At 67.7% G+C, this 17481-nt stretch carries 10 protein-coding genes; 2 read left to right on the top strand and 8 right to left on the bottom strand.

Annotated elements, in window-relative coordinates; genetic code table 11:
• Positions 1–17: 17 nt before the first annotated feature.
• The 5 genes from KME78_RS14195 to KME78_RS14175 all read right to left on the bottom strand — a co-directional run bounded on the left by KME78_RS14195 (position 18) and on the right by KME78_RS14175 (position 9400).
• Complete coding sequence (locus KME78_RS14195; protein WP_219529319.1) at positions 18–2756, bottom strand: AfsR/SARP family transcriptional regulator; 2739 nt, start codon at positions 2754–2756, stop codon at positions 18–20.
• A gap of 159 nt (positions 2757–2915) precedes the next feature.
• Positions 2916–5621: a P-loop NTPase fold protein gene (locus tag KME78_RS14190; protein WP_219529318.1), complete on the bottom strand. Its 2706-nt coding sequence runs from the start codon at positions 5619–5621 to the stop codon at positions 2916–2918.
• 70 nt (positions 5622–5691) lie between these two features.
• Positions 5692–7002: an MFS transporter gene (locus KME78_RS14185; protein WP_219529317.1), complete on the bottom strand. Its 1311-nt coding sequence runs from the start codon at positions 7000–7002 to the stop codon at positions 5692–5694.
• Positions 7003–7141: 139 nt separating this feature from the next.
• Positions 7142–9049 (bottom strand): nSTAND1 domain-containing NTPase, encoded by a 1908-nt coding sequence (locus KME78_RS14180; protein WP_372454909.1) that lies wholly within the window; start codon positions 9047–9049, stop codon positions 7142–7144.
• Positions 9050–9250: 201 nt separating this feature from the next.
• On the bottom strand, positions 9251–9400 hold the full coding sequence (locus tag KME78_RS14175) for an FxSxx-COOH-like cyclophane-containing RiPP peptide (protein ID WP_219529315.1): 150 nt from the start codon (positions 9398–9400) through the stop codon (positions 9251–9253).
• Positions 9401–9549: 149 nt separating this feature from the next.
• Between KME78_RS14175 and fxsT the strand changes: the two genes are divergently transcribed.
• Positions 9550–12093, top strand: a complete 2544-nt coding sequence (gene fxsT, locus KME78_RS14170) for an FxSxx-COOH system tetratricopeptide repeat protein (protein WP_308126943.1) — start codon at positions 9550–9552, stop codon at positions 12091–12093.
• Here the strand turns inward: fxsT and KME78_RS14165 are convergent.
• The 3 genes from KME78_RS14165 to KME78_RS14155 form a co-directional block, all read right to left on the bottom strand.
• Positions 12083–13375, bottom strand: a complete 1293-nt coding sequence (locus KME78_RS14165; RefSeq protein WP_219529314.1) for an HEXXH motif domain-containing protein — start codon at positions 13373–13375, stop codon at positions 12083–12085. The two genes, fxsT and KME78_RS14165, sit on opposite strands and share 11 nt — an antisense overlap.
• A gap of 10 nt (positions 13376–13385) precedes the next feature.
• A complete protein-coding gene (locus tag KME78_RS14160; RefSeq protein ID WP_308126942.1) occupies positions 13386–14546 on the bottom strand; it encodes an FxsB family cyclophane-forming radical SAM/SPASM peptide maturase in 1161 nt (386 codons plus the stop codon).
• 675 nt (positions 14547–15221) lie between these two features.
• Complete coding sequence (locus tag KME78_RS14155; RefSeq protein WP_219529313.1) at positions 15222–16163, bottom strand: RNA polymerase sigma-70 factor; 942 nt, start codon at positions 16161–16163, stop codon at positions 15222–15224.
• 157 nt (positions 16164–16320) lie between these two features.
• Between KME78_RS14155 and KME78_RS14150 the strand changes: the two genes are divergently transcribed.
• Entirely contained in the window at positions 16321–17403 is a 1083-nt protein-coding gene (locus KME78_RS14150; protein WP_219529312.1) for a threonine aldolase family protein, read from the top strand.
• Positions 17404–17481 lie beyond the last annotated feature (78 nt).

Genomic DNA, 17481 nt, shown 5'->3' with positions numbered 1-17481 from the left:
CGTGAACCGTACGCGGGCTAGATCGTTTCCAGGATCGCCACGACCTCGCCGACCCGGGGGTCGTCCATGGCCTTCCATTCGGCCAGCGCGGACAGCAGGACGTGTCTGGCCGGTTCGCGGCGGCCGGCGTCCGCCAGTGCCTGGCCCAGATCGGTCAGGGCCGTGGCCAGCCAGCGGCGGTTGCCCTTGCCCTGGTACAGGGCCACCGCCTCGCGGAAGGAGCGCAGGGCCCGGCGCCAGTCCCGCAGGGCCGCGTACGCACGTCCGAGGTGGCTCAGAACGTCGCCGCGCACATCTGTGTTGCCGTTGAGCGTGGCGGCATCGAGGGCCCGGCAGAAATAGTGCACCGCGAGCACGTGGTCGCCGGCCAGGTGGCTCACGGTGCCCAGATTGTCGAGGAGGTGCGCGATTCCGTACTGGCCGCCGAGCCGTTCGTACAGCGTCAGCGCCCGTTCCAGGCAGCGTCTGCCCTCGGCGGGATCGCCGAGTTCGCCGTGGACCAGGCCGATGTTGCCCAGCAGCATCGCCTCGCCTCTGGCATGCCCGGCCTGCTGGAAGTGGGACAGCGACCGCTTGAAGCAGGACAGGGCGACCGGGTGGTCGCCCATGTCGAAGTGGACGCAGCCGAGTGAGTTGAGTGTGTAACCCTGCCCGGCCGGCTCGCCGGCGATCTCGGCCGCCCGCAGCGCCGACCGGGCGAATTCCAGGCCGTCGTGCCAGGGGATGTACCGGTCGAAGAAGGTGGTCATGGCGATCGAGATGCGCCACGCGTGCCCGGCCCGGCCGTTCGCCGCCGCCCAGGCGATCACGGATCGCAGGCAGTGGTACTCCCGTTCCAGCCAGCTCATCGCCTGGCGGTGGTCGCCGAACGCCAGTTGCGGAATCTCGGTGGTGTACGGCTCGACGAAGTCCCGGACGCGGTGCGGCAGCAGGTGCCGATCGGCCTCGACGACGGTGTACAGGTACCAGTCCAGCAGCCGGTCCACCGCGGCGTCACGCTCACCGGCCTGCTCCTCCTCCATGGCGCGGCCGGTGGCGTACAGGTGCACCAGGTCGTGCAGCTCGAAGCGGTCCGGCTGGACCTGTTTGACCAGATGGGCGGCGACGAGCTGGTCGAGCAGCGCGTTCGCCTCCCACGGCGGCACGCCGACCAGCGCGGCCGCGGCCTCCAGCGAAAGATCTCCGGTGGGATGCAGGCCGAGCAGGCGGAACAGCCTGGCCACCGGCGGGGTCAGCGCCCGGTAGGACCACAGCAGGGCGGTGTTGAGGTCGGCGAGCGGGTCGTCCTCGCCGATCCGGAACTGCTCCAGGCGGGCCTTCTCGTCCTCCAGCGCGCTGACGATCCTGGCCAGGCCGCCGCCGCGATGGGCACGTTCGGCGATGACGGACAGCGCCAGCGGCAGGCCGTCGCAGAGCTCCACCAGGCGTACGGCCGCGTCACGCTCGTCGGCCACCTGCCGCGCGCCGATCACCTTCTCCAGCAGCTCAAGGGATTCGGGCCTGGTGAGGGTGTCGAGAGTGAGCTGGCGGGCGCCGTCTCTCGCGGCCAGCCCGCGGAGCTGGTTGCGGCTGGTGACCAGGACCAGCGAGTTGGCTCCCGGCAGCAGGGGCCGTACCTGCGCGCTGTCGCGGGCGTTGTCCAGGAGGAGGAGCATGCGCCGGCCCGCCAGCGTGCTGCGCAGCATCGCCGCGCGCGCGTCCAGGTCGGCGGACAGGCTGGTGGCGGAGACGCCCATCGCGCGGAGCAGCGTCTCGATGGCGACCATCGGTTCCATGGGCGCACCGGGGCCAAACCCGCGCAGGTTCAGGTAGAGCTGCCCGCCGGGGAAGCGGTCGATCATCTGATGCGCCCAATGGACCGCCAGCGCGGACTTGCCCGCGCCTCCCGGGCCGCCGATCACCACGATCTCGGTACGCCCCGGCACATCGGCCACGAGCCGGTCCAGCCGGTCCAGCTCGGCCAGCCTCCCGGTGAAGTGCGCGACGCCGGAGGGTAACTGCTGCGGCGTCATCGAGGCGGCGACCACCTCGCTCTCACCCGCGGTCAGGATGGACTGGTGGGCCCGGCGTAACAGCTCGCCGGGGCGTACGTCCAGGTCCTCGCGGAGCCGGTGGGCAACACTCTGATAGGCCTCCATGGCCTCCGCCTGCCGTCCCGAGCGGTGCAGAGCGCGGATGAGGTTGGCCCACAGGCGCTCGCTGTAGGGATGCCTGGCGGTGGCCGCCCTGAGGACGGCGATCCCCTGCTCCGGCCTGCCCCATTCGAGGTGGAGGTCCGACCAGCGTTCCAGGGTACGCAGCTGCTCCTCGACGAGCAGGGAGATCTCCTCGCGATGAAGCGCCTCCGAGGGAACGTTCGCCAGCAGCGGCTCTCCGCAGAGCGCCATCGCCTCGGTCAGCGCGGCCAGCTCCTCGGCCGGCTCACCTCTCCGGGACCGTCTGCAGATCTCCCGATAACGCAGCAGGTCGAGGCTGTCGGGGGTGGCGGTGATGGTGTAGCTGCCGTCGAAGGTCCGGATGAGACCGGGGGCGCCCAGGGCCTGGCGCAGGCGGGTCAGGTGGGTCTGCAGGGCCGCCCGCGCGTTGGCCGACTCGTCACCGTCCCACATCCGTGTGATCAGGTGGTCGGCTGAGACGCGTTCGTTGGCGTGCAGCAGCAGCGTCGCGAGCGCGATGCGCTGCTTGGGCCCGGACAAGGAGATCTCCGCTCCGGCACTCCTGACTCGCAGCGAACCCAGGACGCTGAAGTGGATCAAGCGACCCGCCCTACACCCCTGTGCATTCGGCTCAGCCTAGGGGCCGCCGACGACAAGTTCAAAGACCGTGGCCGCCATACCAGCCTGTCCGGCCGAGGTGCCTGGGATGTTCGGTGGGGTTCACGCGTCGGCCCGTCCGGCGGCCACCGCCCGAAGCGTTCACACATCGGCCAGGTGGTCGCGAAGGAGGGGGTGAACGAAGTGGTACGTCCCCGAACGTTCGCGCAGCAGCCCGGACTGGACCGCCGCGCTGAGCAGGTCCAGCACGCGGTCGTGCTCGATGCCGGCGTGGAACAGAGCGCTCTTGACGTCAGGGTGGTCGTGGGAGAAGAGGTCCTGGTTGCCGTTCCTGGTCCAGCGGGCCAGCTCCCGCAGGCCACGCGTGACCACGTCCCGGTCGAAACCGGATCCGGCGGTCAGGCTTACCGCCCGTGCGGCATACCAGGGCAGGAAGTCGACCCGCTCCTCGGGCAGGGCGTCGATCCATTTCCGATCGCGGGTGAGGACCGCGAGCAGCTGGGGTGAACTCATCAGTTCGGCTGTCAGTCCCTGCAACTGGGACGGGTCGACATGGTGGGCGGCGAGCACCGACTCGAGCCGGCGGCGGGCTTCGCCGTCGGACACGCCGAGCAACCGGATCTCCGTGAAAGCCGACCCTGACACGGCGGCCCCAGCGGTCATGATGACACCGCACGCGGCGTGTTCGGCCCACCGCAGGAAGCCCACCCACTTGCCCTGGTCCAGGGCGTCCAGGCCGTCGAGGACCAGGACCAGCGATCCCCGCACGACCATCGCGTGAGAGTCGGCGAGAGAGAGCCCATAACAGGCCACGAGGGCGTGCGTCACCCACCGTTCGTGCGCAGCGTACTCGGTCTTGAGTTCGCTGAACCTCAGGTACGCCGGCACCCGTGAGGCGCGCCGACCGGCCAGTCGGCGTGCCAGCCGGCCCACGAGCACGCTCTTGCCCGCCCCCGGCGCCCCCGTGATCATCAGCTTGTCCCCCAGAGCGAGGATCTCGTCCAGCCCGGTCACCTTCGGCACCTGCGCCCCGGGCAGGCGCACCAGAGGATTCAGGAGCCCGTCATCGTGCCTCGCGTCCGGTACCACGTGCTCGTGCACGAGCCCGGCCAGGCGCCCGAGCGTGTCCCTGAACGAGAGTTCCGTCACCGGCTCGAGCCCGGTCACGGGCTCCGCGCCGGCGACCAGATCACTAGGTTTCGACACGGGAGACTCCCGGACGAGGTCGATGTAGTCCAGCACGTTGTCGGGGACTCCAGCCGGCGTCGTACCGAGCCAGCGGACCATGCGGACGGTGAGCTCGCTCCAGCCGTCGGCCGCGACATCGGAGTCAGGCTGCCGCGCGATCCGCTGAAGCAGAGCCGGATCGCGGGTGATTCTTTCGTAGTCGTTGGGGGCGCCGTCCCGCAGCAGCAGGACGGCGGCCAGCGTGGCGACCTCGTAGGGGTCCACTCCTCTGGCCTTGGCGACCCTGTGTTGCAGGTGGAGCACGTTGACGAACCGCTTTATGGTGCGCGGATTGCGTCTCAGCCCGGATCTCAGCATGTCGCCGGCGCCCCGGATCTCGTCCGGCAGCAGATCTTCCAGATAGCGGTCGAAGTCCTTCTCCGACAGACGCGGCATCTCAAAGGGAAACTGGATGATCTTGTCGAGGTATTCGCCGACGGGGTCCTGATACTTCTCCCGCACCGCCGCGATGAGCGGGCCCTTGGCCACCCCCAGCACGAATACGCAGTTGTCGCGATTGAAATGCAGCTTCAATGCCTCCAGCAGCAGGGTGATCCGGTCGGCGTCGCACCGGTCCAGATCGTCGACGAATACCACCAGGCGCTTCTTTCCCCGTGCGGCCAGGGATTCGCGTATGAAGGTGCCGAGGTACTCATCGAGCCGGGTGTGCTCGGAGCGGATCCGGAAATGCTCGCTGTCGTAAGCCTCAATGGATGTGCGCACGTCAGGCAGGCTGACCTTGAGCGTGGCCGACAACACGAGCGAGCCGAGCACGTCGGAGATCGTGCGCAGAGTCCGGCGAACCGTCTCCCTGTTCTCCAGCCCAAGATCTTTGACGATCACGTGCAGCAGGGGCAGCACTGGATTCTCGTCATACTGATGCCGCCAGGGGTCGAACCAGACGTGCGCACATTCAGCTGCCTCCCTGCGCAGGTAATCGCGCACCTGCATCAGCATCGAGGTCTTGCCGGTCCCCCACTCGCCGAAGATCCCGATGACCATGGGCGGCGTCGAGTAACGAGCGAGTTCACCTAGATGACTGGCGTACTCCTCTCGGTTAAGACGGTCTATTTGCGCTGGTTCGTCGCTGTGTGTGAGCTTCGGCGAGCCGGTCGAAGCGGGCACCGGCTCCTCCAACTGCTGTTTCGTTGCGGGATGTCCACGCCTGCGTCGCCGCCACCAGAGCCGCGCCGCGATGCCGCCCATCATGACAACGGCGGAGATCCACACCCACCAGTGGCGCACCAGAAAGGGAGGCTCGGTCACCGTGATGCCCAGCCTGTCGGCGCCGGCCGTTGAGATCAGGACAAGCTGGCCGCCGCCCGCATGCGGCCGCCCGCCGGGCACCAGGATGAGGGTGGCCGTGCCCCCTGTCGGCAAGTTCAGCCGGCCGTCGCCCTGCAGGGCGAGTGCGTCCGCGATCGAGCCCGCGAGCCGCACCTGGGCGCTGACCGCAGGTCCTGGGTTGATGAGGACGATCTGCCATCTGCCGTTCGCCAGTCGCTCCAGCGGGATGGAGACCTGCTCCTCCAGGAACTCAGGCCCGGCGGCAGCCCGGGCACCGGCGAACGGCCAGGCGAGCACGCAGATAACGGCCACCGCAAGCCGCAGAAATGCCACCGCACACCGTTCAGTCACACCTGGATTGCATCCCAAACTGGCGCGTGATGCACCACTCGCGATAAATCAGTTATGCGGCGGGCTGGGCCTGCGGCTCAATGGTGGACGTCAGGCTGTTCCTGAGCCCCCGCACGCTCGTCACGATCACGGCGAACACCGCCATGAGACACCACAGAACCAACATCGTGAGCCCCGACCCGAGCAAGCCGAGAAGCAGGCTCGCCACCAGCGGCCCGATGGCCACACCGCTGTAGCTACCGAGCCGAGATACGCCCACCACGCGGGCCATCCGGTCGTCGGGCACCCGGCTGAGCATCATACGGATCGTGACGTTGCTCAGCCCTCCGACCAGCCCGATGACCAGCAATGCGATCGCGAACGAGACGGACGCCTGAGCGAGGATGAGCGGCACCGCGAGCGCTGCCGCACACGCCCACAGGTGCACCAGCATCACCGAGCGGCCATGCGTCAAGACGAGCCTTTTGAAGCCCACCAGCCGCCGCCGTGGCTCCTTGCCATTGATCTTCCGCGAGATCCGTTCCCACTGCGGGGAGATGAACGCCCCCACGACTCCACCGACCCCCGATGCCGCCAGGATAAGCCCCGCGATCCCCGATGGCAGTCCCTCATCCGCGGCCTCCGACAGGAACACCACGATCAGCCCCTGGACCATAAGGTTGGTGAAGGCTGTGACGAGCGTCGCGTATCTGAGGAAGCCGTTATGCCACAGCTCGACGAAGCCAGCTCCCATATCGGCATGTGCACTCCTCGGATTGGCGCTTTGTGTTGATATGTCGCGTTCCGCCCGAGACAACACTCCAGCGGCAGCAAAGAACATTGCCGCATTTGCGATAAATGGGGCAATATGCGCAATTCCAAAAAGAAGCCCGCCAAAAGGGCGTCCCACCAGCAGCATGCCGTGCACCGAGGTTTCGTGCATGGCCAACGCGGTGTCCACGTTGTCGCGTTTGACGGTGGTCGGGATCAGTGCAGTCTCGGCGACGGACGAATTGACCGACAGCGCTCCCTCGAACAGGGCGATGACCACCAGATGAGGTATGTCCAGCCATCCCATAGCCATGCCCAGGCAGAGCACGACGACCAGCACACCGCGCAGGATCTCGCTGACGATCATCACGGAGCGCCGGCCGAACCGGTCGACCAGCGCCCCGGCCGGGATGTACCACAACAGGCCCGGCACGGTGGAGGCGAACATCACCCAGCCGATCCATGCCGGGGACGAGGTGAGGGTGTAGGCCAGGAGCGGGTAGGTCACGCCGATCATTCGGCTGCCGAGCATGGAGATCGTCGAACCCAGCCAGGACCACCGAAATCGCGGGACATTGGCGAAAAGGTCGATAAATGACCGAATCTGCCTCATGCCCGTCGCCCCGGCTCGGGCTTGCGGCACAACCTGTGCACGATTCGGTGCACGGTTGAGAGCCGAGGCACGAGTCAGAGAATAGAGCACCAGCGGAGTAGTCCCGTCCACGCCATTCCCCAGGAAGGGACGAGAAAGGTTAATCGGCCAGGCGTTCAGCCACCTTGATCATCTGCGGGGGTAAGGGGCGGCTCGTGCTCTCCCGGGCCCGGCCCGCCAGTCGAGCCGCCTCCGAGTCGCGTCCCGCCACCTCCATCACCCGAGCCGTGCGCAGCAGGGTCGTGGCATCGCTGTCGACGTCCAGCGTCGGCACCGCCTCAACCGCACCGCGCACGTCACCACTGAGCGCGAGGGCCAGGGCGTAGGCAGCCTGCGTCGACGGCTGCTCGTGGGGTCGCACCCGGTCGAGGTCGCGCAGGGCGCGCTGTGGCTCGAGATCGGAGAGAATCTCGCCGCGGGCGCGTAGGGCCTCATGGGTGTTCCCGTCGAAACGCAGCGCGCCGTCGAGCACGTCCACCGCGCCGCTCTCGTGGCCGAGATACCACAGCGCCCAGGCCAGCTCAGTCTGAATGGCGGGCTCAGGGCTCCGCCGCACCGCCGAACGCAGTTCGGTGACCGCATCGCGGTAGGCCCCCTGATCGATGAGGATCCGTCCGACGGCGGTCAACAGAGCGGCCACGATCTGGTCGGAGCCGCCCATCGTGGCGAAGATCCGGGTGGCCTCCCGGTAGTGCGTGATCGCTCCATCGAAGTCGTCGCGCAGATAGGCCGCGTCGCCCAGCAGCGACTCGGCGCGGGCCTTCGACCTGACGCCTTCGGGCTGGAGGATCTCCTGGCCCGCGAGCTTCTCCGCGACCTCGAACCAACCCCTGTGCAACGCCGCAGCCGCAGTGTCGAGCCTATCGGCCTCGTCGGGCGGCGTCCGCTTGGTCGGCCCTCGCAGGAAGGGCCGGACGAGCCGGTCCGGCATCTCGTAGCGGCGCTTGTCGCCCAGCTGGAGCACATGGCGCTCCGCCAACGCCTGCGCCACCTGATGCGGAAGTTCCTCTGCGTCCATTCCACCGTCGTCCACCACGCGCCGCAGCAATGCGGCGAGCCTGTCGACGTCGCCCTGCAGATGATCGCGTGCCACGTCCAGGATCGCCCGATGACAGAAGGACGCCAGCACCTCGTCGATGTCGTCGGTACTCACCAGGGTGCCGGCCATCGGGCCGCTCTGATCGCGTACGGACTCCCACAGGGCCGAGCACACCACCTGCAGATGCACCGGCTCGACCATCGGTGTGAGCGATGGCGAGCCGTCGCGGCCCGTGTCAGTGATCCGCAGCGCATTGACGAGCTGCCCCGCCGCCCACGGCGCCAACTCGCGGCCGACGAGGTCGACCGGCCGCTGGCAGGCCTCCAGCGCGGCCTCGAAGCTCAGCGGCTCCAGCTTGTAGGAGGCGCCCCGCTCGATGTGGTCCCGTAACCGGTCGTGCCCGCGCAGCGATTCGAGGTGCTCGTCGTCCACCACGATCAAGAGCCGGAGCCGAAGGTCGTAGTCCAGCGCATCACAGAGTTGGTCGAGCACATGTGATTGGTCATCGGTCTTGCGCCGGTAGGCCGTAAAAACCTCCTCGGCGTGGTCGAGCACTGCCATGATCGGCCGGCCGCCGGGGCTCCAGTGGTGCCAGCGCAGGTAAGACCTGACGGTGAGCCCGACGAAGCGCATCGGGTTCTCGTACGGAGACCACGACGCCAGCAGCGCGAAGACATGCGGATCGCTGTCTTCGGGGATGACCGCCGCCGGCACGAACGGAGGGCGCGCCAGACCGCCCACGGAAAGCACATCGAAGCGGGAGGAGTCGAGACGCGGCAGCACGCCGGCCGACACCAGCGAGGTCATTCCGACTCCGGACGGACCGTGCAATATGGTCAGGCGATTATTCTGCCAGCGGTCGGCCAGTTTATCTATCTCACGTTTCCGCCCGAAGAACCGAGCCGCGTCATCCCGGCGGAAGGGTTGCGAGCCGATGAACGGCTTCAGGCCTCTGCCGCTGGAAGTCATGCCACGCTCCCCGCCCTGAGTCGGTGTCCACATCTTGTCCATTTATCCCGGCAGGGAATTAAGCATTTCGTGCAATCATATTAGCCGAGGGACTCTTGTCCTCAACCTTACTCCAAATAGGCCTCGGCCACCCTCACGGGATTGCCACATGGAGCAGGCACGGCCCCGGCGCCGTTGCCGGGCCGTGCGTCGGACGGCTGGTCAGATCGCCGATTGGAAGCCGGCCACCGTCCCGCGTTCTTCAGCGCACCGCTGCCACGCCCGCACGAGCGCGGGAATGTCGAGCAGTTTAAGATCAGCCAGATCCATGCCACTGACATCGATGAGCCCGGTTGTTGTGTCTTCGCCCATACGCCCTCCATGTCGTGTTACGGCCATCCGTAAATGCCCATTTTCTGCCGCACGCCCGGATTACATCTTCAATTGTGATTGTGTGGCTGCCGTTCGCCAGAATCAATCCGTAGGATCATAATCAGGTTGGACGGGAGGGTGGAGTTGACGTGACCGAACAGCCGAGCCCACAGGGCACGTCCAAGATGCCGCCGATCTGGGGTAAGAAGATCCCTGGTCGCAACAAGCATTTCACCGGACGAGAAATACTGCTCGAGCAGTTAAGGGAAAGTCTGGCCACCGCCGCCACGGCGACAGCGGTCGTTCCCCTGCCACAGACGCTGCAGGGACTCGGCGGCGTGGGCAAGACCCAGCTCGCCATCGAGTACGCCTGGCGCTACCGCGGTCACTACGACCTCGTCTGGTGGGTGCCGGCCGACCAGACGATGCTGGTCCCGAGCGTCCTGGCCGCACTCACCGAGGACCTGAAGCTGGCCCCTGCCAGCACCGCGGGCATCGAGGAGGCCGCCGCCTCGGTCCGCGAGGCGCTGCAACGAGGCGAGCCCGTCGACCGATGGCTGCTGATCTTCGACAACGCCGACGAACCCGAGGAGATCAAGGAGTTCATCCCCCAGGGCGGCCCCGGGCACGTTCTGATCACGTCCAGGAACACCCGATGGAGCGGCGTGGCCGATACCGTCTCCGTGGACGTCTTCTCCACCTCCGAGAGCGTGGCCTTCCTGCGCAAGCGCCTGCAGCGCGATGTGGCGCAGACCGAGGCCGAGCACCTGGCGAGCGAGCTGGGCGACCTCCCGCTGGCGCTCGAGCAGGCCGCCGCCCTGCAGGTACAGACCGGCATGTCGACCGACGAGTACGTCGAACTGCTGGCCAAGCAGACCCGGGCTCTGCTCGGGATGAGCAAGTCCACCGAATACCCGCAGACCATGACGGCGGCCTGGCAGCTGTCGGTGCAGGAGGTCGAGAGCAGACTCCCTGAAGCCGCCGAGGTGCTGCGTTGCCTGGCCTTTTTCGCCCCCGACCCGATCCCGCGGATCATCTTCCGGCGCGGCATCAGGAGCGGCGCCCAGCGCATGGGGCCGATTCTGGCCAATCCCCTTGTGCTCAACCAAGCGTTCGCGGAGCTCAACCGGTTCGCGCTGATCAAGATCGAGCATGAGGTCGGCACAGTGCAGGTGCACCGGCTGGTCCAGGCACTCCTGCGCGACTCGCTCAGCAAGCAGGAACAGGACGAGTTCCGGCACGAGGTTCATCTGCTCTTGGCGGGCGGCGCCCCGGCGGACCCGGAGGACACCGACTCCTGGGACGAATACGCCAACCTGCTTCCGCACGTACGCCCGTCGCGTCTGGTCGAGAGCAACGACGAGAGGGTGCAACGGTTCGCCATCGACATCGTCCGCTACCTCTACCGAACGGCCAACTACCCCTCGGCCAAGGCGTTCGCGGAGGAGTTCCTGACAAGTTGGGCCGAGACCACGGGCAACCCGAGCCACCCCAACGTGCTGCGGCTGCGCCGTCACCTGGGCAACGTGTTGTGGCAGATGGGCTCCTACACCGAGTCGCGCACGCTCAACGAGAAGACGCTGGACCTCATGCGCAAGGAATTCGGCTCCGAGCACGAGGAGACGCTGCGCCTGTCTCTCACCTACGGCGCCAATCTGCGGTCCCAAGGCCGTTTCCGTGACGCCCTGGAGCAGGACGAGGCGACCATGGCCGCGCATGAGAAGCTCTTCCCTTCGTCGCACCCGTCCACCCTGCGCGCGATCAACAACCTCGCGCTCGACTACGCCCTGCTGAGTCGCTACGACAAGGCCGTGGAGCTGCAGCAGCTCGCCTTCGTGGAGCAGACCACCGCGCGGGAGGGTGTCAGCACCTGGGACGTGCAGCTCTCCTGGAACGGCCTGGCGCGTGTGGTGCGGCTCAACGGCAAGCACTCTCAGGCCTGCGACGTCGGCGAGGAGGCCTACGCTCACGGGATCAGGCGGCTGAAGATCGAGCATCCGCTCACGCTAATGGCCGCCAGGGACCTGTCCATCGCCCGCCGCCGTGTCGGCGAGCTCGACGAGGCACTGGAGCTCATTCAGGAGACGCACTCCCGGCTGAACAAGCTCTTCGGCCCCAACGACCCGGAAACGATGGCGGCCACCGTCGCGCTGAGTAACACCCTGCGGCAGAAAGGCCACCACGAAGAAGCCATGGCGTTGGCCCAGGACATTCTCCCGCGCTACGAGCACATCCTCGGCGAGCAGCACCCGTTCACCTACGGCTGCGTCATCAACCTCGCGCTGCTCTATCGCGAGCGCGGCGACGCCCTGCGTGCCAAGGAACTGGACGAGAAGGCGCATGCGGGCATGCAGAAGCGACTCGGGGCGGACCACGCCTACACCTTCACCGCCGGGGTCAACCTCGCCAGCGACCTGGCCGCTCTGGATGACCCGGCCAGAGCACGCGAGCTGGATCAACAGATTCTGACCAGGATGCGTGCCTTCTACGGTGAGAACCACTTGCTTACGCTGGCGGTCGCCATGAACCTCTCGATCGACCTGGGTGCCGTCGGCGACACTGCTGCGAGCAAGGCCCTGCACGAGAGCACGCTGGCCCGCTACGAGGATCAGTTGCCCGTGAGCCACCCCGAACGCGTCCACGCCGCCCATGGCAACCGCTTCAGCTGGGACTTCGACGCGTTCAGTCTGTAGAACAGTTACGGGTGAGCCAGGCCTGCCGGTGCTCGTCCGCCTCCCGCCGCGCGACGTCCAGCGCGGCGGCGGGCACGGACTCGTCCAGCCAGGCCGCCAGGGTACGTCGCATGCCGGTCACGAATGCCTCACCTGTCGCGGTGAGCCGGCCACTGTCCAGCAGGGTGCCCGTCACCGTGTACGCCGATTCCCGCCAGTGCGCGAACTCGATGTGCGGGCGCATGTCACTCTCGAACGCGCGCTGTCTCCGCCAGAATCCCGATACTCCGAGGTACGCGTATGTGCCTTGGATGAGCCCGGACAGCGGGCGCGGGTCCGGACGCCACGGAGCGTAGTAGCGGCCGTCGTCCGGCTCCAGCAGCCGTACGATGTCGAGGATCGCGCCCAGTTTGGCGTGCTGGACCTCGTGCGCGAACGTGGAGGCCAGCCAGCGTCCGTCGGGCGGCGTCGACATGGCGACGGCACCGAACCTGCCGCCGTCCAACGCGCTGTTCATCCCCTGAGACGGCGCCTGGATCGGGGTGAGTACGGAAACGATCGCGCGAGTCTCGTCCGCGATCGTCCAGTGCTGCTTCCGCAACATCCCCCATGCCTCGTCCAGGCAGGTCCGCCAGGCGCGCAGTTCGTCCTCGGGCAGCCGACCGTCGATCACCGTCTGGTCGATCCATCGGTACGGGTCAAGGTCGTCCACCAGCAGGCTGAGGGTTCCGTCGGCGGAGCCCACCTGGCACAGGGGCCGCCAGCCGGGCTGCTGCCCCACCTCGGCACGTACACGCACGCCGCCGGCCTCTACCTGTCCGTCGGCATGGACCACCAGGTCGACGAGTTCCCCGCCGCCCGGGCACACGATCTGCCCGAACGAGGGCAAGGTGATCGTGCCGTCCGTCGCCGGAACCTCCACACGGCAGGCCACCTCGGCCTTGACTGCCGCGACAGACGCGACCGCCCCAAGCTGGGCCGGGTCAGGCTGAGCGGGGTCGAGCGAGCCTGCGCGCTGCTGTGTGAGCGCCTGAACGGTGCACGCGGCCCAGGCTCCGACGGCGGGATACCCGAGCGTGTCGCGCACCGCCTCCGGCCGCTTCCGCTCGATCTCCGCCAGCACGTCGTACGCGTGACCAACCGCCCGGGCATGCGGGTGGCCGGCGGCCAGCCGGGTCACGCCCAGCACTAGCAGGCGGTGCTTGCTGCGCTCGGCCGCGACGAGGTGGCGCGCGGCCTCCTGGCCACCGCCGCCGGACGCGAGCCGAGACAGGATGTCGTCGGGTAACCGGTGGTGCCGCATGCGGCTCCCTTCAGCGCAAGGATCGCCGGAGATCGTCGACGAGGCGAGCGTGAATGTGCTCGATGAGCCGGAAGAGGTCGGCGCAGTAGACCGAGGGGTTGCGGAAGCCCGTGCCCGGCCGGTAGCGGTGGGGGTAGAGCCCGGCGCCGCACACCCTGCCGAACCGACACGCCTTGCAGGTGTCGCTGAGCGCCTCCCAACCCAGTTGCCGGGCCACCATGCCGGGATGCTCCAGAGCCCTGTCGAATCCGTGTTCGGCAAGAGTCAGGCCGGTGGCCGGCGCGCCGTGCCGCACGACCTTGAGCGAGTCGGTCTGCTCAATAGTGCCGTCGGTCTCAATGACGACGAGGGTCGACGGGGTGAGCCCGACGGCCTCACTGGCAGACGCTCCGCCCAGCAGTAGATTGACCGTCTCCTGGAAGAGCCTGACGACGGTCTCTCCGCTGTTTCCGTACCAGCGGTCGAATAGGGTGATCAGCCAGTCGCCGTAAGGTGTTTCCTCCGGATTTCGCGAACCGGGCGGCGGCGAATCCCAGGTACCGTGCGGAAGTAAGAAATCAATCGCCAGCGGCTCGAATTCGAGCAGCGCCTCATAGGTTTCGATCGGGTCGTTGGCCAGGTCCACGGTGCACAGCAGGCCGCTGTAGAGGTGCCGGAACGGCGGGCTGCGCAGTATGCGGAGCGCGTCGGCCACGGCGTCGAAGCTGCTGCGGCCGTCGACGAAGCGCCGGTTGCGGTCGTTGGCCCGCCGGCCACCGTCGAGGCTCACTCCCACCATGACGTCGAGGTCACGGAAGGAACGCAGGGTTTCTTCATCAAGGAGGACCGCGTTGGTCTGCACCGCGGCATCCACGCGCACTTGGGGGCCCGCTTCTGCGCGCACCGTCTCCACGATCTTGCGGAGATACGCATGCCCGGCCAGCAGCGGCTCACCGCCGTGCAGGATCAGCCGGACGGAACGCAGCCCGTGGTCCGCGGCGTGCTCGGCGATGCGCTCGGCGGCGAGGGTGACCACCTCGGGGCTCATCACCTTGGGTCGCGAGCGCCAGCTCTGATCGGCGAGGGTGTAGACGTAGCAGTAGTCGCAGGCGAGGTTACAGCGGCTGTGCACCTTGAGGAGGAACTGCCGGAAGGGGTGGGGGCGCCATCCGCTTCGCAGCAATTCCGCCACGTCAAGAGTATTCGGCCACTCCCGCTCTGATTCCTCCCCCTGAAACGTCAATCTCGCACACCCCGCACAGCCGGGAATATCCAAGTAATCACGATATTAGCTGAGCCGAGATGGATTGTGGAGGACCAATCCCTCTTCCTGGCCAGGACAGCGATATTCCCCCTACCCTCCGGAATGACATATATCCCTATTTTCGGCCGTCCCGGCATATGCGCGATAGGCAGTCGGTTCGGGTCCAGCGACAGACGGCAGGACTCCGAGCACGCCACACGACGTGCACGCCTGCGCCACTTTGAGATCGCGTAGTGGAGCCGGTTGTCGTCGTACAGCTCCCTGATCATCTATGCGTGGCATCCGGCGATTGATCCCGAGCGGGCCACTCGGCGTATCCCCATGTACTACGCGAGCCTGCGGGCGATGCAGCCGATATCCGAGCTGGCCTAGAGCGTTCCCGGCGTGATTCGGTCCTGGTGCGGCACGTAGTGCGGTCGGATGGGACGACGGCATGGTGCGGCGCGTCGGTTCGTCCGGTGATGATCGGTGATTGGTATGTGCCGTTCGTCCCGAGCGGTGCGACCTCATATGGAGCATGCACCCGTAGGTAGCGGCGCAAGTTCGGAACAGCATGGAACGCTGCCTGAACTGGTTTTGGCTCAGCCAGCTCGTCACCGGTGTTCATCGCAGGGTGAGTGGAATCTCGGATGCGATGCGGGTGAGTTTCTCCGGGTTACGGACGTAGTAGAGGCCGGTGATGCGGGCGTCCTCGACCCGGATCGCTATGACGCCGTCGATCTCGCCGTCCACGCGTAGGACGAGTGCCGGGTTGCCGTTGACCACGGTGAGGTCACCGGTGAGCGCGACTCCAGCCTTGCCGCTGCCGCCGACGATCATGCGGGCCACCTTGGTGGCGCCGGTGATCGGCCGTGGCGCGGCCTGCCTGACGCCGCCGCCGTCGCTCACCAGGACGACCTCCGGGGCGAGCACGTCAAGGAGGCCCTGCAGGTCCCTGGTTTCGAGCGCGCGCCGCAGCGACTCCAGAGCCGTCCTGGCCTCGTTCGGGGAGATCACCTCGCGAGGGCGGCGGGCATCGACGTGCAGGCGGGCGCGGCGCGCGATCTGGCGTACGGCGGCGGGGTTCTTGCCGACGGCGGCCGCGATCTCGTCGTAGCCGACGCCGAAGGCCTCACGCAGTACGAAGACGGCGCGCTCGGTCGGCGACAGCGTCTCCAGCACGAGCATCAGCGCCATCGACACGCTTTCGGCGAGCTCGACGTCCTCGGCTACGTCCGGCGTGGTGAGCAGCGGCTCGGGCAACCAGGGGCCGACGTACGCCTCCTTGCGGCGCCTCATTGCGCGCAGCCGGTCGAGCGCGCGCCGGGTCGTGATCCGGACCAGGTAGGCGCGCTGGTCGCGTACCTGCTTCAGGTCGACCTTCATCCACCGCAGCCAGGTTTCCTGGAGGACGTCTTCGGCGTCGGCCACCGAGCCGAGCATCTCGTAGGCGACGGTGAAGAGCAGGTTGCGGTGGGCGACGAACACCTCGGTTGCGGAGTCCATCCGGCCGCCATCAGCGAGCGGCTCGGCTGTGACCGTCGTTGGCTCGCTGCGCTCGTTCATGGCCGGCTCCTGCCGTTCGCTCTCGACTGTGCTCGTCTCACAAGACGACGACCCTCACCCCTGTGTGACATCCGCGATGGTGGCGCACGGCAAGCTCGATCAAGACATCTAATAGCGAATAAAATGCTGTTACTTACTATTTGCAATAATGTGGATCGTGACTGACCCCACCCCGCCCGTGCGGCGGTCCCTGTTCCTCCACGCGCCCATCCGGCGCGGGCCGCGCGCCGTCCTGGAGCGCATGCTCGCCCTCGTGGACGACGACACCCCGCCGGACGGCCCCGATGGCCCGGTCGCGGTGCTCGAACGGCGCATGGCGGCGCTTCTCGGCAAGGAGGCCGCGCTGTTCTTCCCGAGCGGGACGATGGCCCAGCAGGCAGCGCTGCGGGTGCACGCCGAGCGGAGCGGACGGCGCGCCTTCGCCGCGCACCCCCAGTCCCACCTCGACGTGTGGGAGGAACAGGGCTACAACGCCATCCACGGCCTCTGGCTCCACCGGACCGGCGACCCGTTCGAGCTGATGACCGCCGACGACCTGACGGACATCGGCGAACCGCTGGCCGCGGTGGTGTGGGAGCTGCCGCAGCGCGATCTCGGCGGACTCCTGCCCGAATGGGACGACCTGCGAGACCAGGTCGCGATCGCGAGGGCCACCGGCGCCGCCCCGCACCTGGACGGCGCCCGGATCTGGGAGGCCCAGACCTACTATCGCCGGCCGCTGGCGGAGATCGCCGCGCTGTTCGACACCGTGTACGTCTCGCTCTACAAGAGTCTGCTGGGCACGCGCGGCGCGGTGCTCGCGGCGGACGCCGCCACGGTGGCCACCGCCAGGACCTGGCGGCAACGGCTCGGCGGCGGCATCCGCGACGCGTGGCCGCTCGCCCTGTCCGCCCTGGTCGGCCTCGACACGCTCGCCGACCGGATGCCTGCCTACCGCGACCACGCCATCGCGATCGCGGCGGCCGTCAACGCCGACGGCGCCGCCCGCGCCTACCCCGATCCTCCGCAGACGCCGATCTTCCACCTCCACCTGCCGGCACCCCGGCGGGCCGTCGAGCGGGCCGGCGCGGCCATGCTCGCCGAACACGGCGTCCAGTTGTACGGCCGGGTGCGGTCCGGACCGGATCCGTCGCGGTGCAGCTTCGAGGTGACCGTCGGCGAGAACGCGATGGACTTCACCCCCAGCGAGGTCGTCACCCTCCTCCACGAACTCCTCAACCGCGCCTCCACGAACTCCTGAAGGGCATCGGCGCGCCTGACAGTCCCCCTCATACGCGGGTTGCTCGGCGACGACGACCGGCGAACCGACCCCGCCGCG

Origin of the sequence: Nonomuraea guangzhouensis (assembly GCF_019396345.1) — a bacterium.
Lineage (GTDB): Bacteria > Actinomycetota > Actinomycetes > Streptosporangiales > Streptosporangiaceae > Nonomuraea > Nonomuraea guangzhouensis.
The sequence above is the reverse complement of the archived record's forward strand: the minus strand, read 5'-3'. Positions and strand labels throughout refer to the sequence as shown.

Bases quoted from the DNA above. Each gene is read 5' to 3' on its own strand.
- KME78_RS14185 (WP_219529317.1), bottom strand. From the start codon at position 7,002: ATGAGGCAGATTCGGTCATTTATCGACCTTTTCGCCAATGTCCCGCGA.
- KME78_RS14155 (WP_219529313.1), bottom strand. From the start codon at position 16,163: ATGAACGAGCGCAGCGAGCCAACGACGGTCACAGCCGAGCCGCTCGCT.
- KME78_RS14165 (WP_219529314.1), bottom strand. From the start codon at position 13,375: ATGCGGCACCACCGGTTACCCGACGACATCCTGTCTCGGCTCGCGTCC.
- KME78_RS14180 (WP_372454909.1), bottom strand. From the start codon at position 9,049: ATGACTTCCAGCGGCAGAGGCCTGAAGCCGTTCATCGGCTCGCAACCC.
- KME78_RS14175 (WP_219529315.1), bottom strand. From the start codon at position 9,400: ATGGGCGAAGACACAACAACCGGGCTCATCGATGTCAGTGGCATGGAT.